20 protein-coding genes are annotated in these 24,663 nt (G+C 64.3%); 12 read left to right on the forward strand and 8 right to left on the reverse strand.

Annotation, left to right across the window (positions count from 1 at the left end):
* Nucleotides 1-117: 117 nt before the first annotated feature.
* Complete coding sequence (locus tag ACODSP_RS01505) at nt 118-966, forward strand: substrate-binding periplasmic protein (RefSeq protein ID WP_488963865.1); 849 nt, start codon at nt 118-120, stop codon at nt 964-966.
* Nucleotides 967-1,104: 138 nt separating this feature from the next.
* Here ACODSP_RS01505 and ACODSP_RS01510 read toward each other — a convergent pair whose 3' ends face one another.
* Nucleotides 1,105-1,932 (reverse strand): hypothetical protein, encoded by an 828-nt coding sequence (locus tag ACODSP_RS01510; RefSeq protein ID WP_488963866.1) that lies wholly within the window; start codon nt 1,930-1,932, stop codon nt 1,105-1,107.
* A 283-nt stretch (nt 1,933-2,215) separates the two neighbouring features.
* Between ACODSP_RS01510 and ACODSP_RS01515 the strand changes: the two genes are divergently transcribed.
* Both ACODSP_RS01515 and ACODSP_RS01520 read left to right on the forward strand, forming a co-directional pair.
* Nucleotides 2,216-3,961: a methanol/ethanol family PQQ-dependent dehydrogenase gene (locus ACODSP_RS01515; protein ID WP_488963867.1), complete on the forward strand. Its 1,746-nt coding sequence runs from the start codon at nt 2,216-2,218 to the stop codon at nt 3,959-3,961.
* Between the two features lie 319 nt (nt 3,962-4,280).
* Nucleotides 4,281-4,964 (forward strand): response regulator, encoded by a 684-nt coding sequence (locus ACODSP_RS01520; protein WP_488963868.1) that lies wholly within the window; start codon nt 4,281-4,283, stop codon nt 4,962-4,964.
* Nucleotides 4,965-5,174: 210 nt separating this feature from the next.
* On the opposite strand, the gene ACODSP_RS01525 is transcribed toward ACODSP_RS01520, so the two are convergent.
* Nucleotides 5,175-5,621, reverse strand: a complete 447-nt coding sequence (locus tag ACODSP_RS01525) for a pseudoazurin (protein WP_488963869.1) — start codon at nt 5,619-5,621, stop codon at nt 5,175-5,177.
* Nucleotides 5,622-5,834: 213 nt separating this feature from the next.
* Between ACODSP_RS01525 and adh the strand changes: the two genes are divergently transcribed.
* The 3 genes from adh to ACODSP_RS01540 all read left to right on the forward strand — a co-directional run bounded on the left by adh (nt 5,835) and on the right by ACODSP_RS01540 (nt 9,632).
* The gene (gene adh, locus ACODSP_RS01530) at nt 5,835-7,355 is read left to right on the forward strand and encodes an aldehyde dehydrogenase (RefSeq protein WP_488963870.1); all 1,521 of its coding nucleotides are present in this window, start codon (nt 5,835-5,837) and stop codon (nt 7,353-7,355) included.
* Between the two features lie 98 nt (nt 7,356-7,453).
* Nucleotides 7,454-7,852: a DUF779 domain-containing protein gene (locus ACODSP_RS01535; RefSeq protein ID WP_488963871.1), complete on the forward strand. Its 399-nt coding sequence runs from the start codon at nt 7,454-7,456 to the stop codon at nt 7,850-7,852.
* Nucleotides 7,853-8,150: 298 nt separating this feature from the next.
* The gene (locus ACODSP_RS01540) at nt 8,151-9,632 is read left to right on the forward strand and encodes a methyl-accepting chemotaxis protein (protein ID WP_488963872.1); all 1,482 of its coding nucleotides are present in this window, start codon (nt 8,151-8,153) and stop codon (nt 9,630-9,632) included.
* A 182-nt stretch (nt 9,633-9,814) separates the two neighbouring features.
* On the opposite strand, the gene ACODSP_RS01545 is transcribed toward ACODSP_RS01540, so the two are convergent.
* Nucleotides 9,815-12,037 (reverse strand): PAS domain-containing hybrid sensor histidine kinase/response regulator, encoded by a 2,223-nt coding sequence (locus ACODSP_RS01545; RefSeq protein ID WP_488963873.1) that lies wholly within the window; start codon nt 12,035-12,037, stop codon nt 9,815-9,817.
* Nucleotides 12,034-13,173, reverse strand: coding sequence for a nitric oxide-sensing protein NosP (gene nosP, locus ACODSP_RS01550; protein ID WP_488963874.1), 1,140 nt, complete (start codon nt 13,171-13,173; stop codon nt 12,034-12,036). The genes ACODSP_RS01545 and nosP overlap by 4 nt, the downstream gene beginning before the upstream one ends.
* 198 nt (nt 13,174-13,371) lie before the next feature.
* Here nosP and ACODSP_RS01555 point away from each other — a divergent pair, with 198 nt between their 5' ends.
* From ACODSP_RS01555 to ACODSP_RS01565, 3 genes are all read left to right on the forward strand, one after another.
* Nucleotides 13,372-14,559 carry an ABC transporter substrate-binding protein gene (locus ACODSP_RS01555; RefSeq protein ID WP_488963875.1) on the forward strand — a complete coding sequence of 396 codons (1,188 nt, stop codon included), beginning with the start codon at nt 13,372-13,374 and terminating at the stop codon, nt 14,557-14,559.
* Nucleotides 14,560-14,638: 79 nt separating this feature from the next.
* Nucleotides 14,639-16,726 carry a 4Fe-4S binding protein gene (locus ACODSP_RS01560; protein ID WP_488963876.1) on the forward strand — a complete coding sequence of 696 codons (2,088 nt, stop codon included), beginning with the start codon at nt 14,639-14,641 and terminating at the stop codon, nt 16,724-16,726.
* Nucleotides 16,716-17,654 (forward strand): FAD:protein FMN transferase, encoded by a 939-nt coding sequence (locus tag ACODSP_RS01565; RefSeq protein ID WP_488963877.1) that lies wholly within the window; start codon nt 16,716-16,718, stop codon nt 17,652-17,654. The genes ACODSP_RS01560 and ACODSP_RS01565 overlap by 11 nt, the downstream gene beginning before the upstream one ends.
* Here the strand turns inward: ACODSP_RS01565 and ACODSP_RS01570 are convergent.
* Both ACODSP_RS01570 and ACODSP_RS01575 read right to left on the reverse strand, forming a co-directional pair.
* Nucleotides 17,651-18,271: a response regulator gene (locus ACODSP_RS01570; RefSeq protein ID WP_488963878.1), complete on the reverse strand. Its 621-nt coding sequence runs from the start codon at nt 18,269-18,271 to the stop codon at nt 17,651-17,653. The genes ACODSP_RS01565 and ACODSP_RS01570 overlap by 4 nt on opposite strands.
* Nucleotides 18,264-19,532: a sensor histidine kinase gene (locus tag ACODSP_RS01575; RefSeq protein ID WP_488963879.1), complete on the reverse strand. Its 1,269-nt coding sequence runs from the start codon at nt 19,530-19,532 to the stop codon at nt 18,264-18,266. The genes ACODSP_RS01570 and ACODSP_RS01575 overlap by 8 nt, the downstream gene beginning before the upstream one ends.
* Before the next feature lie 194 nt (nt 19,533-19,726).
* On the opposite strand from ACODSP_RS01575, the gene ACODSP_RS01580 reads away from it, so the two are divergent.
* Complete coding sequence (locus ACODSP_RS01580; protein WP_488963880.1) at nt 19,727-21,994, forward strand: TonB-dependent receptor; 2,268 nt, start codon at nt 19,727-19,729, stop codon at nt 21,992-21,994.
* Nucleotides 21,995-22,164: 170 nt separating this feature from the next.
* Here ACODSP_RS01580 and ACODSP_RS01585 read toward each other — a convergent pair whose 3' ends face one another.
* Nucleotides 22,165-22,707, reverse strand: coding sequence for an RrF2 family transcriptional regulator (locus ACODSP_RS01585; protein ID WP_488963881.1), 543 nt, complete (start codon nt 22,705-22,707; stop codon nt 22,165-22,167).
* A gap of 139 nt (nt 22,708-22,846) precedes the next feature.
* Here ACODSP_RS01585 and ACODSP_RS01590 point away from each other — a divergent pair, with 139 nt between their 5' ends.
* Nucleotides 22,847-23,176 (forward strand): ArsR/SmtB family transcription factor, encoded by a 330-nt coding sequence (locus ACODSP_RS01590; protein ID WP_488963882.1) that lies wholly within the window; start codon nt 22,847-22,849, stop codon nt 23,174-23,176.
* 148 nt (nt 23,177-23,324) lie between these two features.
* Nucleotides 23,325-23,789, forward strand: a complete 465-nt coding sequence (locus ACODSP_RS01595) for an SRPBCC family protein (RefSeq protein ID WP_488963883.1) — start codon at nt 23,325-23,327, stop codon at nt 23,787-23,789.
* Here ACODSP_RS01595 and ACODSP_RS01600 read toward each other — a convergent pair.
* Nucleotides 23,774-24,646 carry a LysR family transcriptional regulator gene (locus tag ACODSP_RS01600; RefSeq protein WP_488963884.1) on the reverse strand — a complete coding sequence of 291 codons (873 nt, stop codon included), beginning with the start codon at nt 24,644-24,646 and terminating at the stop codon, nt 23,774-23,776. The genes ACODSP_RS01595 and ACODSP_RS01600 overlap by 16 nt on opposite strands.
* Nucleotides 24,647-24,663 lie beyond the last annotated feature (17 nt).

Here is a 24,663-nt window from a genome sequence, read left to right on the forward strand (position 1 = left end):
GGCGAGGGGCAAAACTTTACCCCTCGCGTGGCGGGAGAGGGAGGGGCTCAAGCCGGAAGGTTTGGGAGGGTGAGGGAGCGACATCCCCAAGATGGAACAAACACAAGGAACCCGCCCATGAACCGTCGCCAATTGCTGGCCATGGTCGCGACCCTGCCGCTTGCGGTGGGGTTTTCGCGTTTTGCCGCCGCAGCTCCGCTGGACAAGGTGATGCAGAAGGGCACGCTGCGCATCGCGGTCTATCGCGATAACCCGCCCTGGTCCTGGCGGCGAGAAGGGGCGCTGGTCGGGATTGATGTCGATCTGGGCCGGGCGCTGGCGGACAGGCTGGGCGTGAAGCCGGAATTCATGGAGCTGACCGCCGACGAGAATATGGATGACGATCTGCGCAATGCCGTCTGGAAAGGCTCCATCCTGGGTGAACCGGTGGCCGACCTGATGATGCACGTCCCCTATGACCGGGAATTCGGCCTGCGCAATGACATGGCGGTGCTGACGGGGCCGTATCACCGCGAAAGCTTCGCGCTGGCCTGCGACCCGGCGCGCACCGATTGCCAGGGATCAATGGCCGATATGGCGGGCAGCAGCATCGCCGTGGAGACGGACAGCGTGCCTGATTTCTATCTGACCGGGGCGTTCGGCGGGCGGCTGCGCGGCGATGTCGTGCATCATCTGTCGGCGGCGGCGGCCATGGCCGACCTGATCACGGGACAGGCAGGGGCCGCGATGGCGACACTGGCCCAGGTGGAACTGGGTCAGAAGGCGTCGGGCCGCAAACTGGTGGTGCGGCGGGGACCGTTTCCGGGCCTGGCCAAACAGGGCTGGGACATCGGCATCGCTGTGAAAACCGATAGCCGCGACCTTGGTTACAAGCTGGAAGATGTGATCGCCGGCCTGATGGCGGATGGCACCATCGCCGGCATGTTCGCCGCCTATGGTATTACGCACGCACCGCCGGGCGGGTGAGGCCCGCCGCGCCAACGATCAGCGAGAGCCGGAAGTTGGCTTCGGTGCCGACAGCGGAGGGGGTGGCGAGGCAGGCTTACTCATTTTTTGTCAATCCACTCCGTGACGGATCATCGGTTCCCGCTGTGCCAACCGCATTCATTGCTGGCTGCTCGTTTTTGTCTGCTGGTTGCGGAGATTCCGCAGTGCGTCCCGAGCGCTGATCCGCCCCACTTCCTTCACGCCCCAGGGTCCGCTCTCCACCACCCTCATGTCCGGGGGAGGGGGGGCTTTTGCAGACTTACCGTCTGACCTTGCGGGTTCTTTTGAATCGGCTTGGACATCATGCCTCCCTACCGGCTCGTGTGTCAGAATAAGAATATACAACACTTGCGCCAAGCCGACTATGATAGCGAAGCAAAGTACGCGAAACATTCGGGTGCGCATGGACAGGCGTGTCAGATTTACGGCTCGCAACGATTCTGCATAGACCGCCAACTGATTGGCCTGTGTGGTCCGAAGGTCAAGCACGACCGCTTTGTCGCGTACTTCATCGGTTTTATGAACGCCGGCTTCATGCTGGCTTCTGTGGTAACTTATCAACTCCTGTGCATATCCGATCTGTGCGGTTTCCATCATCGGCAGGTATTGTTGCCGCCGCTTTGTGGCCTGAAAAAGATAGTAGGTCGTGATGCTGATGGCCGTCAGCATCAAGATGGCAAGACCATAGGCCGCCCATAGCAGTGGCCCGTTGGTCAGCTTGTCTAGTGATGGTTTCACGAAACCAAGTGATGCCAACAGGACGCCAATCGATGTCGCAAAAAAAGGCAGGCTTCGGACCACATTCTCTTCCTGATCAATTTCTCGTTTCAGGCTGTCGGTGATCGACTTTTCCAGATATTCCGCGACGGGCGTGCTGAGTTTCACCTCAGTGGTGGCTTCCTCCTCAGTTGCGCCGTCATTCAAGGGAAGTTCGGAGGCTGCCATAGGCGCTCGTTCAGATTTTGATCTATGTAATAGAATATATGCTAGTTTTTTCAATAAAATGAAATAGCTCCGCTGATACCAAGGTTCAATTTTGCCCCTTGCCGGGCGGGGTTACCTTGGGTCTCGTCGTTGAAACCAATCCGTATCCCAAGCCTTTGAAAATCCGTCACCGTCGCGGCCGCTTCCCCGGCTGCGGCGACCGGTGGCTTGCGGGCGGATTTCGCCGGAAGCCGGGCCGGGCATCGTGCCGCCGCCCCGGCCCTTTACAGGGAGACAAGACGCCATGAAGCGCATTCTGCTGGCAACCTGCGCCGTGCTGGGCCTGGCCGCCGCCACGCCGACCTTCGCCGCCGGTCCTACCGACGCCGACCTGATGAACGACGCCGCCACAACCGGCGACGTGCTGACCTATGGCATGGGCCCCCAGGCGCAGCGCTACAGCCCGCTGAAGACGCTGAACACAGAAAACGTGTCGAAGCTGGTGCCCGCCTTCTCCTTCTCCTTTGGTGGGGAGAAGCAGCGCGGGCAGGAGGCACAGCCCATCGTCCATGACGGCACCATCTATGTCACCGGCTCCTACAGCCGCCTGTGGGCCGTCGACGCCCGCACGGGCGAGGAGAAGTGGCAGTATGATGCCCGCCTGCCCGAAGGCATCATGCCGTGCTGCGATGTGGTCAACCGCGGTGCCGCGATCTATGGCGACATGGTCTATTTCGGAACGCTGGACGCCAAGCTGGTGGCGCTGAACAAGGACACGGGCAAGGTCGTCTGGTCCAAGAAGATGGCCGAATACGAGGCGGGTTATTCCTATACCGCCGCCCCGATGATCGTGGATGGCAAGATCATCACCGGCAATTCCGGCGGTGAATTCGGCATCATCGGCAAGGTGGAGGCGCGCGACGCCAAGACGGGCGAACTGATCTGGTCCCGCCCCACCATCGAGGGCCATATGGGCCAGATGAATGGCAAGGATAGCACCGTCACCGGCAAGCAGAATGCCTCCTGGCCGGGCGACATGTGGAAGCAGGGCGGCGGGGCCACCTGGCTGGGCGGCACCTATGATCCGGAAACCAAGCTAATCTATATGGGCACCGGCAACCCCGCCCCGTGGAACAGCCATCTGCGGCCCGGCGATAACCTCTACACCTCCTCCACTCTGGCCATCGATCCGAATACGGGTGAGATCAAATGGCACTTCCAGACCACGCCGCATGATGGCTGGGATTTCGACGGGGTGAACGAGTTCATTCCCTTCGACCTGAAGAAGGATGGCAAGGTCATCAAGGCCGGCGCCAAGGCGGACCGCAATGGCTTCTTCTTCGTGCTGGACCGCACCAACGGCAAGTTCATCTCCGCCACGCCGTTCGTGTCGAAGATCACCTGGGCCAAGGGCTTCGACAAGAAGGGCCGCCCGATCTATGACCCGGCCAACCGTCCTGGTAATCCGGTCGAGGCGGCGCAGGGTGAGACCAAGGGCAAGTCGGTCTTCGCGGCCCCGTCCTTCCTGGGCGGCAAGAACTGGATGCCCATGGCCTATAGCCAGGATACCGGCTTCTTCTATGTCCCCTCCAACGAATGGGGCATGGATATCTGGAACGAGGGCATCAATTACAAGAAGGGTGCCGCCTATCTGGGCGCGGGCTTCAACATCAAGCCGTTGTATGAGGATCATATCGGCGTGCTGCGCGCCATCGACCCCGCGACCGGTGAGACCAAGTGGGAATACAAGAACAAGGCCCCGCTGTGGGGTGGCGTTCTGACCACGGCCGGCAATCTGGTCTTCACCGGCACGCCGGAAGGCTATCTGAAGGCCTTTGACGCCCAGACCGGCAAGGAGGTTTGGAAGTTCAACACCGGTTCCGGCGTGGTGGGCAGCCCCATCACCTGGGAACAGGATGGCGAACAGTATGTGGCTGTCCTGTCCGGCTGGGGCGGAGCCGTCCCGCTGTGGGGTGGTGAAGTGGCGAAGTCCATCCAGCATATCAATCAGGGCGGCTCGCTCTGGGTCTTTAAGCTGCCCAAGGCTTAATCTCAATTGTTCCCTCAAGCGCCGGGCGGGCGCATCCGCGCCCTTGGCTTACGTGACCATGGGGTCGCGGGCCGGCGGTCGCCGGCCTCCAATGGTCATCAGTGGTGACCATTGGATTTGGGATAGGGAAGGTGAGGGGCCGCTTCCGCAAGGGAGCGGCCCCTTTGTTTCTGATGGGGCAGGGGGACCTTATACTAAAGAACCGTAACCCACCGGGGCTCCCGCGATTGTCCGTCCCCGCCTGCGCGAGTAGGCTGATCACGCCCAGAAAAACAATCAATTCGGCGCGGCCATCAGGGCGACGGGGAGGATCAAGGGCATGGGCAAGGTTCTGATCGCGGATGATCATCCGCTGGTGCGCGACGGACTGCGCACTGTTGTTGCCGTGGCGCTGGACCGGTGCGAGCTGTTCGAGGCGTCCGACCTGGACGAGGTGATCCGCATCATCGACCGCGAGGGCGATTTCGATCTGGTCCTGCTGGACCTGAACATGCCGGGCAATAACGGCTTTGCGGGCCTCGCCTCGCTGCGCGCCCGCTATCCGGCATTGCCGGTGGTCATGGTGTCGGCGGCCTGTGACCGGCAACTGGTGAACGAGGCGCTGCGCCATGGGGCGGCGGGTTTTGTGCCGAAATCGCTGGCGCGCGGCATGATCGCCAAGGCCCTGCATCAGGTGTTGGGCGGCGATGTCTATGTGCCCGAAGGTCTGGAGGATGCGCCGGTCCCGGCCCCGTCGGGCGAGGATCAGGAGATCATCCGCCGCATCGATACCCTGACGCCCCAGCAACGCAGGGTGTTGGAGCTGGTGGTTGCCGGTCGCCTGAATAAGGAAATCGCGTACGAGCTGGACGTGACGGAGACGACTGTGAAGGCCCATGTCTCCGCCATCCTGCAAAAGATGCGGGTATTCAGCCGCACCCAGGCCGTGATCCTGGCCAGCAAGGTTAATTTCGCACCGGCCCCCAGCACGCCGCAGGTATCGGCGCGGGCGGCGGCGCAGTAGGTCGTTGCCTTACCTTCAACGTGGTTCCCTCACCCTCCCATCGCTTGACAGCGATGGGCCCCTCCCTCTCCCGCAGGCGGGCGAGGGGCGAAATCAGGGGCAATGCCCCTTTTCCACCCCTCGCCCACGAAGGTGGGAGAGGGAGGGGCCCGGACGCGTTAGCGTTCGGGAGGGTGAGGGAACCACGCTCGCGCAAGGTAACCACGCCCATCACCCCCGCAGCTTTGCCATCAGGCCCAGCAGCAATTCCTTGGCCTTGCCGGGATGGTTCACGGCTTTTGCCTGTTCGACATTCACCGGGTCGCCCACGACGATGACGCCGACCATGCCCATGGCGTAATGCGGCTTGCATTTGAAGCCGTAGAGGCCGGGCTGGTCGAAGGTCACTGTGATCTCCTCGTTCATCTTGCCGGTGAACGGTTCCACGCCCTCGGGCAGCATGCCCTTGATGGCTTCGGCATTATGGCTTTTATCGGTGGGGATGAAGCGCACCGTATCGCCGGGCGCGATGGTCAGCATGGCGGGTTCGAACACCATGGTGGCGCCGCCCGGCCCCTGGTTGAGCATCTTCACCTCATGCGTTGCGGCCTCTGACGTGGCGGCGATCAGGACCTGTGCGGCCAGGGCGGCGGCCAGAATGTACGGGCGCGTCATCATTGTCGGAACACCTTGGTTTTACGGGTGAATTTCACCTCAAAGAAGCCAAGGCCAATCCCTTTGCGCAATTGCACCAAGGTGTCGGGGCAACCCATCCGGGACGGGTTTCTTCACACAAAGTCTAATTTACCGGACGGGCCAGGGGGCGCACGGTTGGGGTCGATCCCGAGCCCCACGACAGGGGTTCATGACATCCCCAAGGGAGACGCCCCCATGTTGCACCAGGCCATCGAAAAGCTGAAATCCAGCGTCGGCATCCGCGCCTTCTATGACAATTTCATCGGTGGCGAATGGGTCGCCCCCGTGCGCGGCCAGTATTTCGACAATATCTCCCCCGTCACCGGCGGTGTGTTCTGCAAGATCGCGCGGTCCACGGCGGAGGATATCGAACTGGCGCTGGATGCCGCGCACAAGGCCAAGGACAAGTGGGCCCGCACCTCCGTCGCTGAACGCGCCGCCGTTCTGAACCGCATTGCCGACCGCATGGAACAGCGCCTGGACCTGCTGGCGCTGGCCGAAACCATCGACAATGGCAAGCCGATCCGCGAGACGACCGCCGCCGACATTCCACTGGCCATCGACCATTTCCGCTATTTCGCGGCCTGCGTGCGCGCCCAGGAAGGCAGCCTGGCAGAGATCGACCATGACACGGTCGCCTATCATTTCCATGAGCCGCTGGGCGTGGTGGGTCAGATCATCCCTTGGAATTTCCCCATCCTGATGGCCGCCTGGAAGCTGGCCCCGGCAATTGCCGCCGGCAATTGCGTGGTGCTGAAGCCTGCCGAACAGACGCCGATGTCGATCATGGTGCTGATGGACATTGTCGGCGATCTGATCCCCGCCGGCGTTCTGAACATCGTCAACGGTTTCGGGATCGAGGCGGGCAAGCCGCTGGCCACCAACAAGCGCATCTCCAAGATCGCGTTCACCGGTGAGACCACGACCGGCCGCCTGATCATGCAGTACGCGTCGGAAAACCTGATCCCCGTCACGCTGGAACTGGGCGGCAAGTCGCCCAACATCTTCTTCGCCGATGTGATGGCGGAAGATGACGATTTCCTGGACAAGGCGCTGGAAGGCTTCGCCATGTTCGGCCTGAACCAGGGGGAGGTCTGCACCTGCCCGTCGCGCGCCCTGGTGGATGAACGTATCTATGACCGGTTCATGGAAAAGGCCATCGCACGGGTCCAGAAGATCAAGCAGGGCTCGCCGCTGGATGCCAGCACCATGATCGGCGCCCAGGCATCGAACGATCAGCTGGAAAAGATCCTGTCCTATATCGATATCGGGCGGGGCGAGGGGGCCAAGGTCCTGACCGGTGGCGGGCGTGCCGATCTGGGGGGTGACCTGTCCGGTGGTTACTATGTCACGCCGACGGTGCTGGAAGGCCATAACAAGATGCGGGTGTTTCAGGAGGAAATCTTCGGCCCCGTCCTGGCCGTCACCAAGTTCCGGGGTGAGGAAGAGGCGCTGGCGATTGCCAATGACACGCTGTACGGCCTGGGGGCCGGTGTCTGGAGCCGCGATGGCAGCCGCGCCTATCGCTTTGGCCGCAATATCCAGGCGGGCCGCGTCTGGACCAATTGCTACCACCTGTACCCGGCCCATGCGGCGTTTGGTGGGTACAAGCAGTCGGGCATCGGGCGTGAAACGCACAAGATGATGCTGGATCATTACCAGCAGACCAAGAACCTGCTGGTCAGCTACAGCCCGAAGGCGTTGGGCTTCTTTTAAGTGAGCAGCGCCTTTCTTCCCATATGAGGCGACTTGGCAGCGGGTGGCGTTGAAGAACGTCACCCGCCTTCTTTGTTTATGGCCCGGAGGAGATGTCCATGGTTCCCCGTGTTCTGTCCACGCCCACCGCCGACACCCTGATCGATCGGCTGCGCACCCTGCACGGGCCGGTGATGTTCCACCAGTCGGGCGGATGCTGCGACGGATCGGCGCCCATGTGTTACCCAGCCGGGGAGTTCAAGGTGGGCAGCCGCGATGTCTATCTGGGGGATATCCATGGCGCCCGCGTGTTCATCGGCGCGGCCCAGTTCGAATATTGGGAGCATACGCAGCTTATCATCGATGCCGTACCGGGCCGGGGCGCCGGATTCTCCCTGGAAGGGCCGGAAGGCATGCGTTTTCTGACAAGGTCCCGTGTGTTCACGGATGAGGAGGCGGCGGCGCTGCAGGCCGCAGGTCCGCCGCCGCGCGGGGATCAGATGGAGCCGGCGGGGTGACGGGATTGACAATCTGTGTACAGGCGGAACCCGGCGAAAGCCGCCCCCGGCCTTATGGTTTGAGGGGGTGGGGTGGTTTTCTGTTTCTTTGGTGTTTCCAAAATTAAAGATATCGGCGCTTAATTTGAAGTGTAATTGGACGTTTTTGGTCCGGTTTGTCTTTGTTAACTAATTTCGATTAATCGTTCATTATATTGATCTGTATCAAGTCCATATCCTTTTGCTCGCATGACGTAATGGTTTTCCTTTCCTATCATCCCAACCATGCAGTCCAGATGCATGGTTAAGGGGGGGCGATATGATGTTCGGTGGCAATCACGATGCAGAAGCGGTCCTGGCCGCCATCAGCAAGGCGCAGGCCATTGTCGAATTCACGCCCGACGGAACCATCCTGGGTGCGAATGATAATTTCCTGACCGCCATGGGCTATAACTTGGCGGAGATCAAGGGCCGTCACCACAGCATGTTCGTGGATGATGCAACCCGGAACAGCCCGGATTATGCCCGGTTCTGGAAGGATCTGGCCGAAGGCCGCGCCACGCAGGTGGAGATGATCCGCCGCATCGCCAAGGGCGGGCGCGAGGTCTGGATCCATGGTTCCTACAACCCCGTAATGGACCGCAAGGGCCGCGTGGTGAAGGTGGTCAAGGTCGCGACCGACGCCACCGCCGAACATCAGAACAGCCTGGATCAGGAAGGCCAGTTGGCCGCACTGGACCGGGCGCAGGCCGTCATCGAATTTGACATGGATGGCAACGTCCTGAGCGCCAATGCCAATTTCCTGAAGGTCATGGGTTACCGGCTGGATCAGATCAAGGGCCGCAAACATTCGATGTTTGTCGATCCGACTGAGGCCTCCAGCCCCGCCTATGCCAGCTTCTGGCAAGGCTTGCGCGCCGGTCGGTTCAGCCAGGCGGAGTATAAGCGCATCGGTGCCGGTGGCCGCGTCGTCTATATCCAGGCGACCTACAATCCCATCCTGGATGGCAATGGCAAGCCCATCAAGGTGGTGAAGTTCGCCATCGATGTGACGGCGGCGGTCGAGGCGCGGCACCAGACGGAGGAGACGCTGGCGGCGGTGCAGAAATATCTGGGCGATATCGTTGCCGCCGTCCAGGCCTCCAACGCCCAGGCAGAGGATGCGTCGGCAGCATCGCAGCGCACCTCGGAAAATGTGCAGGCCATTGCCAGCGGTTCCGAACAGCTGGATGCCTCCATCCGCGAGATCGCACAGAGCATGACGCGGTCCAAGGAAGCCACCGAACAGGCCTATAGCGAGGCGCAGGTGGTGGATCAGGCGACCGAGAAGCTGGTGCGCGGCACCCAGGCCATGGATGGCATCGTCAAGCTGATCGGCGATATTGCCGGGCGCATCAACATGCTGGCCCTGAACGCCACCATCGAAAGTGCGCGCGCCGGCGAGGCGGGCCGTGGTTTCGCGGTGGTGGCCAGCGAGGTGAAGTCCCTGGCCCGGCAGGCGGCAGAGGCGACGCAACTGATCTCCAAGGAGATCGTGAATTTGCAGGATGTGTCGGGCGACGTGGCGGAGAAGTTGCACGCCATTCGCGGCGCCATCGACGCGGTGCGCGGCTATGTCATCGGCACCTGTTCCGCGGTGGAGGAACAGAGCGCGGTGGCCCGGCTGATGAACGCCAACATGCGCGGTGCATCGGGTGATGTGGCCCTGATCCACCACAATATGGATGAGATCGTGCTGTCCACCCGCACCGCCAACCAGCGTGTGGACAATGTCCGCGACGAATTGCGCAAGATTGCGTGAGGAAAGGGGGTCGGGGGGCAATGCTTCCCGGCTCTATACCGTCGACTTGAAAGAATGACCGATGGTCATTCTTTCAAGTCCCTCAGTTGCCGGCGTCGCCATCCGGCGACTTGGCTCACGCGGCACGAGCCGCGCGGCGGCAGTCGCCGCCGGAGCTGTTTTCTGGTCAACCGAAAACCGCTCTACCCGATCAGCTGTGTCACCAAGGCCCGCAATTGTGCGGGCTTTACGGGTTTGGTCAGCAGGGCATAGCCGTCGCGCTGCACCCGTTCATGGATATCCGCCGTGCGGTTGGCGGTGATGACCATGGCTGGGATGTCATGGCCGCGCGCCTGAATGATGCGGGCGATGGCATCGACGCCGATGGCGCCGTTTTCCAGATGATAGTCGGCGATGATCACGTCGGGCCAGCCGCCCAGGGCGTCCATGGCGCTGTCGGCGCAGGGTGCCACCTGCACCTGACAGCCCCAGCCGCGCAGCAGCGCGCCCATCCCGTCCAGAATGGCCTGTTCATTATCGATAACCAGGATACGCGCACCGGTCAGGGGGCTGGCGGGTGCTATGCTGCGCGTGGCACTGGGCAGGGCGGGGCGCTTCTTGTTGCCCAGCGGCACCGTGACGGTAAAGGCCGATCCCTTGCCGATGCGGGAGCGCAGGCCGATGGGTGTGTTCAGCATGCGACCCGCCCGCTGTACGATGGCCAGGCCCAGCCCCATGCCCCGGTCGCGCCCGGCGGGGCGGTCGGCGCCTTCCAGACGGCGGAATTCCTCAAACACTTCGTCCAGCTTGTCCGCCGGGATGCCGGGGCCGGTATCCAGCACCTCGATCCGCACCCCTTCCGCTACCCGTCGGCAGCCGACCAGGACGCGGCCCATGCGGGTGTAACGCAGGGCGTTGGAGACGAAGTTCTGCAGGATGCGGCGGAGCAGGCGCATGTCGGTATGGACAATGGCCTTGCACGGCAGGACCCGCAGGTCCAGACCGCGTTCCTTGGCCACCGGCGCATATTCGGCCTGCATGGATGTCAGCAGCATGGCCAGCGGGAAATCATCCAACTGCGGCTGCACCACGCCGGCATCCAGTTTGGAAATATCCAGCAGCGCTTCCAGCAGGTCTTCGACCGACAGCAGGGCCGCATCGGTCTTTTCCACCAGCATGCGGGTGCCGGCCTCGTGCTCGCCTTCGGTCAGGGCGGACACAAACAGGCGGGCGGCGTTCAGCGGCTGCAGAAGGTCGTGGCTGGCGGCGGCCAGGAACTTGGTCTTTGACAGGTTGGCCTGTTCGGCGGCGGTCTTCGCCTCCCGCAGTTTTTCCTCGATCTGCTGACGTTCGGTAATCTCCTGCTTCAGGGCGGCGGTGCGTTCGGCCACGCGGCGTTCCAGGCCTTCATTGGCCTCACGCAGATCCTCCGCCGCGCGGCGGCGTTCGGTCACGTCCTGGATCAGGGAGAAGAAGCCCAGCACCGCGCCATCGGGGGCGAAATGCGGGACATAGGTTGCCTGGGAATAGCGTTTACCGGACCGCGTATCGAATTCCAGGTCGAACTGCGTCTCGTGCCCTGCCATGACGGTGCCGATATGCGGGCGGCGGCGGCGATATTCATCATCCCCCAGCAGTTCGCGCATGGTCGATCCCACGATCTCATGCCGGGGGCGGCGGAACATCTCACCATAGCGGCGGTTCACGAACCGGTAGGTTTCGTCCGCATCGACATAGGCGATCAGGGCCGGCATGGCGTCGGTGATCAGGCGGATGCGTTCCTGACCGTCGCGGGCGTCGCGTTCCTTCACATCGGTGATGTCGGTGTAGATGCCGACGATGCCGCCATCGCGGGTGCGGCGTTCATTGATCTGTATCCAGCGCCCGTCGGCCAGGGCATGGACATGGGTGCCATCGGCCCCCGCATGCTGCGCCACCCGTTCGCGGACCCAGCGGTCAGGGCCTGCGGTTTCGGGCACCACCGACCCGCGTGACACCGCCATCTGCGCGATCTCGCCAAAGCTGATGCCCGGTCGGATCAGGTCGGCGATGGCGGGCCAGAGCGACAGATAGGTCTTGTTGCACAGGACCAGACGGTCATCGGCGTCGAACAGGGCAAAGCCCTCATTCACGCTTTCGATGGCCTCCGCCAGACGGGTCTGAGCGGTTTCTGCCTCCTCCTTGGCGCGGGCAAGCTCGCTGTTGGATGCCTCCAGCTGCTGGGTACGCTCGCGCACCCGGCTTTCCAGGACAATGGCCGTCTGAAACAGGGAGAAGGCGCTGCCATGATAATCCATGGACCGTTCGACCCGGTCCATCAGCGCCTTGTTGATGCGTTTGAGCTTCCAGTTCTCCCGCTCCAGGAGCGCGATACGCTCCTGCTCCGGCGTGGGCAGGTCGTTGGCGGGATCGGGCAGGGCGCTCATCGCGCACCTATGGCCAGACCGGTGAAGGTCTGGTTCACATGCATGGCGTTATATTGTTCACCATAGGTGCAGAAGCCCACGACATTCTGGCTGGCCAGCACCTTGGACGCCGCCTGCTTCAACTGCTTCTGCTCCAGTTCCAGTGAGCGGAAGACGCAATCGAAGCCCAGGATCAGGTCGGGCTTGCCGATCTCCGCCGTCAGGCGATCGAACAGTTCCTGAAGGTTGCGCACGATATCCACGCCGGTCGCCACCGTCAGGACAATGCCCTCATCAATGGCGCAGAAGAAGGTCAGGCTTTCATCCTCGTTCACCTTCTGGATGGAGCGGACATAATATTCCCCGCCCACCCGCACCACCACGGGGTATGAGGCGAAGATCATCGGCGTCAGCGGTTCGCCTTCCAGCCCCACCATGCGGGCATATTCGCGGGCCGCCGGCTCGGCATTGATTTCGGTCACGATGCGGCGGGTGGGGTCTGCTTGGGTGACCACCATCTTCTGGTCGGTATGAACGAAATGCTGGTTGCGGAACACCTTGAAGGGCCGCGTGGTCGTCAGGATCAGCAGGACGCCGGCATCGACATGGAATTCCCCGTCATGCAGGACATGCGTCGCCTCAAACCGCATGTCGTCGCCCGCCGATCCGCCGATCAGCGGCAGGCCACCCAGCGCGTCATGCAGGGCGCTGATAATCAGTTCTTCCTTCACGCACAGGCCATCGACCAGGAATAGGGCGACATGGCGGGCGTCGGGGCCCATTTCGATGGCCGTATCCTCCGCCTCGGCCAGAAGCTCCCGCACCTTGGGCTTGGCGTCGCCCATCTCAAACCGGCTGACATGGTCGAAGCGCGCGATGCTGGCCGCGAAATCGCCCTTGGGGAAGGCGACCGCCGTGATGGAGCCATCCATATAGCCAAGCGGCGTCAACTCCCCCGAGGTGGTGCAGCCGATGGCCGGCACGCCCGGAAAGCGGGCGCGCAGCGAGGCTGCAACGGCTGACAGGTCATAGTGGGAGGAGCAGAACAGCACGATCAGCGCCGGATCGGCGGCTGTCAGGTTGCTGTGAAGCTCGTCGATGGCCGCCGCCGGGTCCGCCAGATGTGTGCAGGCCCGCACCAGCGACCGGGTTGGCATTGGCGGCATCACGCCCCTGGACCTCGGTTCACGAAACCCCGGCGATGGGCCAGGGCAGGGATTCCAGGATGGTACGGCGGGCGAAGGGTCTTTGCCAAGCGGTCGAACCCGGCCAAGGGCTTAGACGATAGTGCAATGTCGTTCGCGCGCGGGGGCGGGCTTATGCTGGCCGAAGGTTCCGACGCGGGGAGAAAACCGATGCTGCGCGCCCTGTCATTGGCCCTGGCCCTGTGCTGTGCGGCCCCCGTTCTGGCTGCCGACGCGCCGAAGCCGGCGGCGGCAACTGCGCCGATGACCCGGCTTGCCATCGGCTTCATCGGCACCGACGATCCGCCTGCCACGCCCCTGTCCTTTCTGGACCCCGTCATCCGCGACGGGGCGCTGATGGGGGCGAGACTGGGTATTCAGGATGGCAATGTCACGGGCCGGTTCCTGAAGAAGGACTTCACCCTGGCGGAGGGGCGAGAGGGGGATGTGGATGCCCTGCTGGGGCAGGGGTTGCGCTTCATCATCGCCGACCTGCCCGGCGATGCCGTGCTGCGCGTGGCGGACAAGGCGGCGGCCAAGGGGGCCTTGGTGATCAATGCGCGGGCACGCGATGACGGCCTGCGCAACGCGCAATGCCGCGCCAACCTGCTGCACACCATCCCCAGCCGGCGGATGCTGGCCGATGCGCTGGGCCAGTATCTGGTGACCCGGCGCTGGACCAGCTGGTTCCTGGTCACCGGGGCGGGTCCGGGGGACAAGCCCTTTGCCGATGCCGTGCGCCGCACCGCCAAACGGCTGGGGGCGAAGATCGTGGAGGAGAAGGATTGGACCTTCGATGTGGGCCATGCCCGCACCGATGACGGCTTCAGCAATGAGCGTGACGTGGTGTCCACCTTCACGCGTGGGGCCGACCATGATGTGCTGATCGTGGCGGACGAAGACGGGGCGTTCGGCGACTTCCTGTCCTATCGCACGGCCCGCCCGCGGCCCGTGGCCGGCACCGCCGAACTGACGCCCACCGCCTGGTCGCGGGTGTTTGAACAATGGGGCGGCACACAGTTGCAGAACCGGTTCCAGGCCCTGGCTGGACGGGTCATGACCGAACGCGATTATGCCGCCTGGACGGCGGTGCGTGCCGTGACGGAGGCGGCGGGCAAGGTAAAGGGCGGGGATGCGGCGGCGGTTCTGGCGACCCTGAAAGATCCCGGTTTCACCCTGGCGGCGTTCAAGGGACAGGCATTGAGCTTCCGTCCCTGGGATGGGCAGTTGCGTCAGCCGATCCTGATCACCTCGCCCCGTCTCCTGGTCTCCGTCTCCCCCCAGGAAGGCTATCTGCACCAGCGTACGCCGCTGGACAGTCTGGGGGATGATGAGGGGGAGAGTCTTTGCCGGCGGTAAGGGGCCGCCCCTGAAACCAAAGTCCAATTCCCGTTACCCGGCCAGCATCCTAGCCTTTTCCCAACATTTGGGGGAAGCGATGCTGCTGCGCTGGGTCCTGTTGCTGATGCTGCTGATGGTCGCCGGGCCGGTGCGGGCCGGGTTGAGCGAGGCGGAAATGACGCGGCTGCTGCCCGACGGTTACAGCCTGGGGGAGAAGGATCGGGAGGTGCCGGCCTGGCCGCTGATCAAGGCGGGAATGGTGGCGGGGTATATTTTCGAAACGGGGAACCTGACGCCCATTCCGGGATTTTCCGGTACGCCCATGAACCTGTCGGTTGCCATGGATGATACGGGCCGGCTGCTGGATGTGCGGATCGTGTCGCAGCATGAACCGGTCTTTGTGGATGGGCTGGGGCCACAGCCTTTCGTCGATTTCCTGAGCCAATATCGCGGCCTGACCATCCGGCAGAATATCAAGATCGGCAGCCTATATGGCGCGTCCGACCGGGCGGGCAGCACATCGGTCACGCTGGACGGGGTGGCAAAGGCCACGGCCAGCCTGCGTATCGCCAACCTGACCATCATAGGTGCGGCGACCAAGGTGGCGCAGGCCAAGATGGCCGCCATCGCGTCCAAGCCGAAATCTCTGCCGCGCGCCGACATGGACAGGGTCATGGATTGGCCGGCGCTGGTGGACCAGGGCCTTGTCCGCCATCTTCGCCTCAGCAACGCGCAGGTGGAGGCGGCGTATAGGGGCACCATCTTCGCGGGCCTGGATATGGAGGGGACAGGAGACCCCGACGGCACCTTCATCGACCTGTGGGTCGCCTATCTGAACAGTCCCGGTATTGGCCGCTCCCTGCTGGGTGACGCGCAGCATGCCCATCTGATGGCGCGGTTGCAGCCTGGGGAGGAGGCGCTGCTGGTGATGTCCAGCGGGCGCTATTCCTATACCGGTCCGGATTTCGTGCCGGCCACGGTGCCGGACCGGCTGTCGGTCCGCCAAGCCGGCTTTCCCGTCAATATCCGCGACATGGTGCATGATTACACCCTGCCCGCCGGGGTGCCGACGGCGGAAGAGGTGCGGCTGTTCCGCATCGATGGTTCCGCCGCCTTCGACCCGGCCAGCCCTTGGACCCTGTCGCTGCGTGTCATCCGGGAAAAGGGCGTGATCCGGCCGGAAATGGGAATACAGGATTTCCCACTCGATTACGCCCTGCCGCCGACGCTGTTCACGCGGCCCGTGGTGGAAGAACCAACACCGGAATGGCTGCTGGCCTGGGGCAGCCGGCTGCCGGAACTGTCGGTGCTGGGCCTGATGCTGCTGGGTCTGACAGCGGGGTTGATCGCGCAGACACGCCTGTCGCGGCGGGAGCGGCTGTTCTATTGGACGCGGATGGGGTTCCTGGCGGTGACGCTGGGCTTTGTCGGCATCTATGCACAGGGGCAGCTATCCATCGTGACGGTACAGGGGCTGGTGAAGGGGGCGGCGCGGGGGATGGATTTCGGCTTCCTGCTCTATGATCCCATTTCCCTGCTGCTTTGGGCCTATGTCGCGGTGGCGTCGATCATCTGGGGGCGGGGTACCTTCTGCGGCTGGCTGTGCCCGTTCGGGGCCTTGCAGGAATTCGCCGACGCGCTGGGCCGGGCATTGCGGTTGCGGCAGGTGCGGGTGCCGGCATGGCTGGATGGGCGGCTGGTGTTGCTGAAATATGGGGTGCTGGCGGTGCTGCTGGCCACGGCCCTGATCGCGCCGACACAGACGGAGACGGCGGCGGAGGTGGAACCGTTCAAGACGGCCATCACCCTGACCTTCCTGCGCGACCTGCCCTTCGTGCTTTATGCCGGGTTCTGGCTGCTGCTGGGGACGGTGATGTTCAAGCCGTTCTGCCGCTATGTCTGTCCGCTGGGCGCGTTCCTGGCGCTGGCGGGGCGGTTGCGGGTGCTGGATTGGATTCCCCGGCGGACGGCATGCGGCAGTCCGTGCCAGCTTTGCACCGCGCGCTGCCGGTACAAGGCCATCCGCCGCGATGGCTCCATCCGTTATGACGAATGTTTCCAGTGCCTGGATTGTGTCGGCATCTATGCCGATGAAGGGCGCTGCGTGCCGCTGGTGGTCGCGGCCAAACATGGGGCCGGGGCGGCGGCGCGCATCGGGGTGAAGGGGAATGGTCATGCCGCCTGAAACCCGGATCAGTCGCCGTCGCGTGCTGCGCCTGTCGGCGGTGGCGCTGGCTGGTGCGGGTGTCGCCCTGTGGCCCCGCAAACCGCCGCCCGTCACCTGGACCGGGCAGGCCATGGGCGGACCCGCCAGTCTGACCCTGCATGGGGTGGAGGAAGAGACGGCGCGACGGCTGGTGTCGCGGGTCGTGGCGCTGGTGGAGGCGATGGAGGGGCTGTTCAGCCTGCATCGGCCCGACAGCCTGCTGTCGCGCCTGAACCGGGAGGGGGAGGTGGGCGACCCACCCGCCGCCTTCATTCACCTGCTGGGTCAGGCACTGTCGGTTGCGGCGGCCACGGGTGGGGTGTTTGATCCGACGGTACAGCCATTATGGGACCTGTACCGGGGCGGGGCGCCGGATGCGGCGGGGCTGCGTGCCGCCATGGGGTCGGTCGGGTGGCAACGGGTTATGGTGGCGCGCGACCGGGTGCGGTTGCAGCCTGGAACGCAACTGACCCTGAACGGCATCGCTCAGGGCTATATCACCGACCGGGTGACGGACCTGCTGCTGTCCCATGGGGTGGGGCATATGCTGGTCGATATGGGGGAGCCGCGCGGCATCGGCCTGCGCGATGATGGACAGGAATGGCGGCTGGGCATTGCCGACCCGGCCGCGGTGGACCGTGTCCTTTCCACGGTGCCCGTATCGGGCCGGGCCATCGCCACGTCCGCCCCGCGCGGAACCCTGATCGATGCGGCCGGACGGTTCGGGCATATCCTGGACCCCGCCACGGGACTTCCGGCGACGGCGTGGCGGCAGGTTAGTGTGGCGGCGGCGGCGGCGACCATGGCCGACGCACTGTCCACCGCCATCGCGGCGGCGGTACCGGCGCGCGGGGCATCCCTGATCGGGGATAGCGGGGTGTCGGTGGTGATGGGGGTGGTGGCCTAACCGCCTGCCCGCCGCTGCACCGCCACCCTGACCAGATCCGCAGTGCGTCGGACACCGAAGCGGTTGCGCAGGCGGACTAGGCTGTTGGCAACGGTTTTGTAGCTGATGCCCAGGCGGCGGCCGACATCATCCAGGTCCGTAGTGTCGGCCAGAATATCCAGGATTTCGGCCTCCCGCTCCGTCAGGTCACCCTCACGGTTGGGCAGGGCCAGGGCGCGGGCAATGTCGGCCGACAGCCAGCGGTCACCGCGCAGGGCCGCCTCCGTCGCCTGTACCAGCGCGTCAGGCGCGTCCGATTTGGTGACATAGGCGGCGGCCCCCATTTCCAGACAGCGGCCCGCGATGCCCGGTGTTTCATGCATCGAAAACACCACCACCCGCCGCCCGGCACCCGTCAGTTCCCGGACAAGGTCCAGCCCGCTGGGGCTGCCGGGCAGGTTCAGGTCGGCCACCACCAGATCGGGATTGTGTCGGGCCACCTGTTCGCGGGCGGCCATGCCATCGGCAGCTTCCACCACCCGGAAGCGGGACAAGGGCGGTTCCAGCAATTGCCGGCAGCCGCCGCGCACAATGGCATGGTCATCAACGACCAGGATCAGGGGAGCGGCATCAGCCATGATGTTCCTGTGTCTGGGGGGAGGAAAGCGGGACGGGCAGGGTGGCCTGCACCAGGGTCAGGCCGGCATCGTCGGTCAGGATCGTGAAATCCCCGCCCAGGGCACGCACCCGTTCACGCATGCCGATAATGCCATGGCCCTGCGGCGCGTCATCACCCAGGCCACCGCCATTGTCGGTGACGCGCAGGATCACGCCCTGATCATCGCCCTCGATTGAAAGCGCGACATGTGTCGGCCTGCTATGGCGCAGGGCGTTCAGCAGCGCCTCATTGGCGATGCGGTACAGGGTCAGGTCGGCGGCTTCGGAACGGGCGAAGGCATCGTCATCCAGGCTGGTGGTGAAGCGGATGCCCGTATGCTGCCGCGCCAAGCTATCCATCAGGTCGCGCAGGATGTCGGCGGCATGCAGATGGTCCAGACCCATGGGGCGCAGCCGGTTCAGGATGCGACGCGACAGGTCGCGGATACCGGCGGCGGCGCTGGCGATGGCATCGGCCCGCGCGGTGGCGTCGCCGGCGGGAACCGGCCCCGCGCCAGCGGCCCGTGCGATGGCATGGGCATCAACCCGGATGCCGAACAGCATGGGCCCCAGCTCATCATGCAGGTCCCTGGCCAGCTGGGCACGTTCCTGATCCTGCAGGGCGATCAGGCTGTGCGACAGGGCAGCGTTTTCCGCGCGCGCCACCGTCAACTCTCGGTCCAGGTGGGCAATACGCTGCCCGATGGCGGTCAGTTCCGGGATCCCATCCCCCGTGGGCGTGTCGGCGGCCTGCCCCTGTGCCAGCCGGTCCAGCGCCTGTGCAAACCCGTGCAGCGGGGCCAGCGCACGCCCAACCAGCACATGAAGGGCGGCCAGCAGCAGGGCCAGCATCACCAAAGCCGTCCAGGCCAGCGCCACCGTATCGGACCAGACCTCCGCCACCTCATCCACCGGATCGGCACGCAGCAGCCATTGGCCGCCGGGTGCGGGCAGCAGGATGTCGGGGGCACCATCCCAGATCAGGGCCACGAACCAGCCGGGCACGCCGGGGTGAGAGGGGCTGGGGGGCGGGATGGCGGCGCCGTCGGGCACGAACAGGTGGGTGACATGGCGGGCATGGCCGGTGATCACGGCGGGTTGCGTGCGTGCCTGATTGAGCGCCGCCTCGGTTTCGGCCCGCACGGCGACGCGCGCCCCACCAATGGTCACCGCCAATCCGGCCAGGGCCGACAGGGCCGCCGCAAGCATCACCAGCAGAATGATCCGCCACCGCAGGGACAAGCCGTCATTCCCTTCAGAACAGGCTGAAAATCCCAGGCTAATCCCGCCGCACCCATATCCGCCACTGACCAAAAGTATCAGGATAATTGTCCCGCCTGGTCAGGGATATCTGACTGCCCCGATGGTCCAATTGCCGCCAACCCCGGCCCCGCGTCCCAATAGCGGCAACAAAGACCTGTTCCGGGGACGAAACAATGCGCCGCACCCATACGCTGTGCCTGCTGACCACCGCCTTGCTGACGCAGGCTGCGTTTGCCGACCCCGTGGCACGGACGGAGGAGGTGATTGTGATCGGAACCGCCGGTGGGCGCGAAGGCGTGCCGCTGAACCGGTTGCCGGCCAGCGGACGCAGCCTGGACGGTGCTGCGATGAACCGGCCCGGCACGGTCACCGCGACGGAAGGGCTGCAACGCCGGCTGGGCGCGGTGGCCGCCATCGACAGTCTGGGCAATCCCTGGCAGCAGGGCGTGGCCCTGCGCGGCTTCACGGCGGCACCGGCCCTGGGCGAGCCGCAGGGCGTCGTCGTTTATCAGGACGGCATGCGCGTGAATGAGGCGTTTGGCGATGTGGTGCAGTGGGACCTGCTGCCGGTCTTCGCTATCGGACAGGCGCAGGTGGTGGCGGGGTCCAACCCGGTTTTCGGCCCCAACAGCCTGGGCGGGGCCGTGATCCTGTCCATGAAGGATGGGTTCGGTTACCAGGGACTGGGCGGGGATATCAGTGCCGGATCGGATGGTTTCCTGTCTGCCACGGCAGAGGCCGGGGGCAGTGACGGCGATGTCGGCTATTACCTGGGCCTGTCGCAGGGGCGGGATGATGGCTGGCGCGATTTTTCGCCCAACCGCCTGTCGCGTGCCTATGGCGACGTACTGTACCGGCCTGATGCGGCGACGGAATTCGGCGTCTCCCTGACGGCGACCACATCGGAACTGACGGGCAATGGGGCGGCGCCGGGCGACCTTCTGGCGGAGAACCGGCGCGGGGTGTTCACCCATCCCGATGCCACCGACAGCGACCTTCTGGCGCTGGCCTTCCGTGGGAAGACGGAGGCTGGTGATGGCTGGACCCTGCGCGCCGCCGGTTACTGGCGTCACCTGAAACGGCGCACGGCGAATGGCGACCAGGGGGAGTTTGAGGAATGCGGCACCGGCATCTGTTTTGAGGAAGGCGACGATCTGGAACCCGTGATCGGGACCGATGGCCGCCTTGTCACGGGCCTGGATGACGAACCGGACGCCGTGTTCAACCGCACCCGGACCCGCACCGACGGCCAGGGGATCAGCCTGCAGGCACGACAGGCTGGCGCGCTGGGCGGCATGGACAATATCCTGATCCTGGGGGCCAGTCTGGACCATGCCCGCACCCGTTATGGCAGCGGGACGGAACTGGGCGAACTGGACGCGACGCGCGGGGTGGAAAGCCTGGGCATCGCCATCGGCAATGAGGAATTCAATGTCGGGCTGAAGACCCGGTCCTGGATCGCGGGGGCCAGTGTTTCCGACACGCTGTCCCTGACGCCCGACCTGCATCTGACAGGGGCGCTGCGCCTGACCCATGCCGATCTGCGCCTGCGGGACCAGTTGGGCGATGATCTGGATGGGGATCATACCTACACGGCGCTGAACCCCGGTGTCGGGCTGGCCTGGAATGCGGGCGCCGGCACCACGCTCTACGTAGCAGTGAATGAGAGCAACCGTATCCCGACGCCGGCGGAACTATCCTGCGCCGATCCGGAAAAGCCCTGCCGCTTCCCCAATGCCTTCCTGGCCGATCCGCCGCTGGACGATGTGCGGTCGCGGACATGGGAGGTGGGCGCGCGTGGGCGACTGTCGGATGGGGGCGTCGCATGGTCGCTGTCGGCCTTTCGCACCGACAATCGCGACGACATCATCTTCATTTCCGCAGGACCGATTGTGGGCACCGGCTATTTCGACAATGTCGGGCGCACGCGGCGGCAGGGGGTGGAGGCCGGGCTTTCCGGGGAGGCGGGGGCCGTCAGCTGGTTTGCCGATTACGCCCTGGTCAGGGCCAGTTTCCGCACGCCCCTGTCCATCCAGGCCCCGGACAATCCGGAGGCGAATGCGGAAGGGGAGATTGCGGTGGAGCGCGGCGACCGTATCCCCGGCATCCCGCTGCACAGTTTGAAGATCGGGGCGGATGTGGCGCTGACGGATGGGCTGACGATAGGGGCGGAGATGCAATATTCATCCAGCCGGTATCTGCGCGGGGATGAGGCGAACCTGACCGACCCGATCGGCGGCTTTGCCCTGTTCACCCTGTCGGCCCGCTATCAGGTTCTGGACGGTGTGACGCTGCATACGCGCGTCGACAATCTGTTCGACCGCCGCTACGCGACCTTCGGCATCTATGGGGAGGCGGATGAAATGGGGTTCGAGGATGCGCGTTTCCTGTCACCCGGTGCCCCCCGCCGCTTCGTGGGTGGTCTGTCGGCGCGGTTTTGATGTCCGCGCCGACAGGTTCCACGGTCAGGGTCTGCTTGGTCATGGTCTTAATCCTCTTGTCGATGGGCATGGGGGACCGTTCCCACCGGGTGGCGGGGTGGGGAAAGGCGGACAAGGCGGTGGCGTCGGCGGGCGATTGCCCACCGTCAGTTTCTCAAATAGAAATCAAATCAGCCCTGATCGGCGCGGGAGGGACGGCCGCCACGGGCGGTGCGCCCCTGCATGCGGTCCCCGATCCAGGCCTGGATATCGGTGAAGAATTCCTGTGGCGCCTTCGACCCGAAACGCTGGGCCACACTTCCCAGGGTCTGCGACGCCAGACTGTCGCGCATGGCCTTTTCCGCCTGCATCATGGCGGCATGCACCGCACAGACACCAGAGGTGGCCCAGCCCGGCGGGTTATTGCCGAACACGGCACAGCGGCCCCGGATTTCCTGACAGTCGAACAGGGGCTTGTCCCCTTCGATCGCGTCCACGATCGCCAGGAAGGTGATCTCGTCCGCCGGGCGGGCCAGGCGATAGCCGCCCCTGACCCCCTCGCTCGCCTTCACGATCCCGGCTTTTTCCAGTTTCTGGAAAATCTTGGCCAGGAAGCTGGGCGAAATACCCTGAAGTTCGGCGAGGTCGCGGCTGGACAGGGCTGCATCCTCATTCCCGATCAGCCAGAGGAGGCCATGTATCCCATATTCAACGCTTGCGGTGATGTGTGCCATAACGCGGACTGTATTGATCCGCGTTTGGTCCGTCGAGTGTAAAAACACAGATAAAATTAGTCCGTGTTTAATTTGAGGTGGAGCGGGGAAAAAATCATTAGTATTGACTCATGCTTTAGTGCTTGCTAATGGTTTCATCATGATCGAAGCCGAAGCCATCAACCACATCATGCGCGCGCTGGCGGACCCGACGCGGCGCGGCATGTTCGAACGCATCGCCACCGAAGGGGAGATCAGCGTCGTTGATCTGACCCGGGGCAGCGGTGTGACACAGGGGGCGGTCTCCCAGCATCTGAAGGCCTTGAAGCAGGCGGGACTGGTGCTGGAACGGCCAGAGGGGCGCAAGGTCTATTACCGTGCCCGGGCCGAGGGGTTGGAACCTCTTTCCACCTGGATGGACCATTACCGCGCCTTCTGGCGCGACCGGCTGGCCGACCTGCAAACCGCGCTGGAGGAAACGGACACATGACCCGCGCGTAAGGCCTGGGTCCGCTCCTGCAACATCGCTGACGAACCGGCCCATGCCTTCGGATCAAGCCGTTTTCGTCCGTTTTTCGCTCCATCCCGCGTGATTGCACGCCGGGAAATGCCCTTGCTCACCCCTGAAAGGAACTATCATGCCTAATATCCTGCACCGTATCGGTTTCAAGAATGTGGCCCCCCAGGCGGTCTTTGACGCGCTGGTCACCGCCGACGGTCTGTCGCGCTGGTGGACGGAAGGAACGATGGGCCAGGGATCGGCCATGGGCGATGTCGTGCATTTCCAGTTCGGCGACCGTGGCTTCTTCGACATGAAGGTTGTCGCCGTGGAGGCGCCGACGCATCTGCGTTGGCAGGTTGTTGACGGGCCGGCGGAATGGATCGGCACCCATGTCAACTGGGACCTGCGGCAGGAGGGGGACTACACGATCCTGCTGTTCCGGCATGAGGGCTGGAAGGAAGTGGTGGAGTTCATGCACCATTGCAGCACGAAATGGGGCAGTTTCCTGTTGAGCTTGAAGGATCTGCTGGAGGGGCGCACGGCCAGCCCCTGGCCGCGCGACGTGCATATTGATGATTGGTGTGATCAGGTAGCCGCCTGATCAGGCGGCGGCGGTGTGGCTGTGCGTTCGGCCAGGACCGCCGCCATCATCGCGGTCAGGTCGGCGATGGGGCCGCTGCCTTCCCAGGCATAGAGGGAGACGGCCATGGCGGGGGCGGCACCCAGCCCATGATGGGGCCGTACCGAACACCCCGCCATTGCGGCCACCGGCAGCAGCGACAGGCCCATGCCGCTGGCGACCGCCACGGCCACGCTGTCCAGCGAACTGCCCGTAAAGGCGATGTACCAGCGGCGGCCCATCCCCTCGATCCGGTCGAACATGGCATCCCGGTAAAGCGCGCCGGGCGGAAAGGCGACCAGCGGGATCGGGTCGGGCCAATCGTCACCGGCATCCGCTGCCTGGAACCAGGCCATGGGTTCGGGGAAGCTGGCGCGGTAGTCGGCCTGTGCCGCCGGTTCCTTCACGATGGCGATGTCGAAATCGCCGGCCCGGTAACGCCGGGCAATGTCGCGCGACAGGCCGGTGGTAACGTCCAGGCGCATTTCGCGGTGGCCGGCGGAAAACCGGGCGAAGACCGACATCATGGGCACGGTCGCAATATCCTCCGGCAACCCGATGCGCAGCACCGATGTGCCCACCGGATCGGACAGCATCGCCGCCGCATCCCGCTGTAACGACAGGATGCGCCGGGCGGGACCCAGCAGCCGTTCCCCCGCCGGGGTGGGGCGCACGGGCCGGGCCGCGCGGTCGATCAGACCCTGACCCACCGTTTGTTCCAGCCGTCCCAATTGCTGACTGATCGTCGATTGCGTCATGTGCAGGCGGTCGGCGGCGACCGTGAAGCTGCCCGTATCCGCGATGGTGACGAAGGCGCGCAGCAGGCGGGGATCGAACATGGTCGCATCATTCAGAA

The organism is Niveispirillum sp. FG156 (genome assembly GCF_057809555.1).

Bases quoted from the DNA above. Each gene is read 5' to 3' on its own strand.
- ACODSP_RS01515 (WP_488963867.1), top strand. From the start codon at position 2,216: ATGAAGCGCATTCTGCTGGCAACCTGCGCCGTGCTGGGCCTGGCCGCC.
- ACODSP_RS01565 (WP_488963877.1), top strand. From the start codon at position 16,716: ATGCCGCCTGAAACCCGGATCAGTCGCCGTCGCGTGCTGCGCCTGTCG.
- ACODSP_RS01590 (WP_488963882.1), top strand. From the start codon at position 22,847: ATGATCGAAGCCGAAGCCATCAACCACATCATGCGCGCGCTGGCGGAC.
- ACODSP_RS01555 (WP_488963875.1), top strand. From the start codon at position 13,372: ATGCTGCGCGCCCTGTCATTGGCCCTGGCCCTGTGCTGTGCGGCCCCC.
- ACODSP_RS01520 (WP_488963868.1), top strand. From the start codon at position 4,281: ATGGGCAAGGTTCTGATCGCGGATGATCATCCGCTGGTGCGCGACGGA.
- ACODSP_RS01545 (WP_488963873.1), bottom strand. From the start codon at position 12,037: ATGAGCGCCCTGCCCGATCCCGCCAACGACCTGCCCACGCCGGAGCAG.
- ACODSP_RS01560 (WP_488963876.1), top strand. From the start codon at position 14,639: ATGCTGCTGCGCTGGGTCCTGTTGCTGATGCTGCTGATGGTCGCCGGG.
- ACODSP_RS01585 (WP_488963881.1), bottom strand. From the start codon at position 22,707: ATGGCACACATCACCGCAAGCGTTGAATATGGGATACATGGCCTCCTC.
- ACODSP_RS01505 (WP_488963865.1), top strand. From the start codon at position 118: ATGAACCGTCGCCAATTGCTGGCCATGGTCGCGACCCTGCCGCTTGCG.
- ACODSP_RS01540 (WP_488963872.1), top strand. From the start codon at position 8,151: ATGATGTTCGGTGGCAATCACGATGCAGAAGCGGTCCTGGCCGCCATC.
- ACODSP_RS01570 (WP_488963878.1), bottom strand. From the start codon at position 18,271: ATGGCTGATGCCGCTCCCCTGATCCTGGTCGTTGATGACCATGCCATT.
- ACODSP_RS01600 (WP_488963884.1), bottom strand. From the start codon at position 24,646: ATGTTCGATCCCCGCCTGCTGCGCGCCTTCGTCACCATCGCGGATACG.
- ACODSP_RS01510 (WP_488963866.1), bottom strand. From the start codon at position 1,932: ATGGCAGCCTCCGAACTTCCCTTGAATGACGGCGCAACTGAGGAGGAA.
- nosP (WP_488963874.1), bottom strand. From the start codon at position 13,173: ATGCCAACCCGGTCGCTGGTGCGGGCCTGCACACATCTGGCGGACCCG.
- adh (WP_488963870.1), top strand. From the start codon at position 5,835: ATGTTGCACCAGGCCATCGAAAAGCTGAAATCCAGCGTCGGCATCCGC.
- ACODSP_RS01535 (WP_488963871.1), top strand. From the start codon at position 7,454: ATGGTTCCCCGTGTTCTGTCCACGCCCACCGCCGACACCCTGATCGAT.
- ACODSP_RS01595 (WP_488963883.1), top strand. From the start codon at position 23,325: ATGCCTAATATCCTGCACCGTATCGGTTTCAAGAATGTGGCCCCCCAG.
- ACODSP_RS01580 (WP_488963880.1), top strand. From the start codon at position 19,727: ATGCGCCGCACCCATACGCTGTGCCTGCTGACCACCGCCTTGCTGACG.
- ACODSP_RS01525 (WP_488963869.1), bottom strand. From the start codon at position 5,621: ATGATGACGCGCCCGTACATTCTGGCCGCCGCCCTGGCCGCACAGGTC.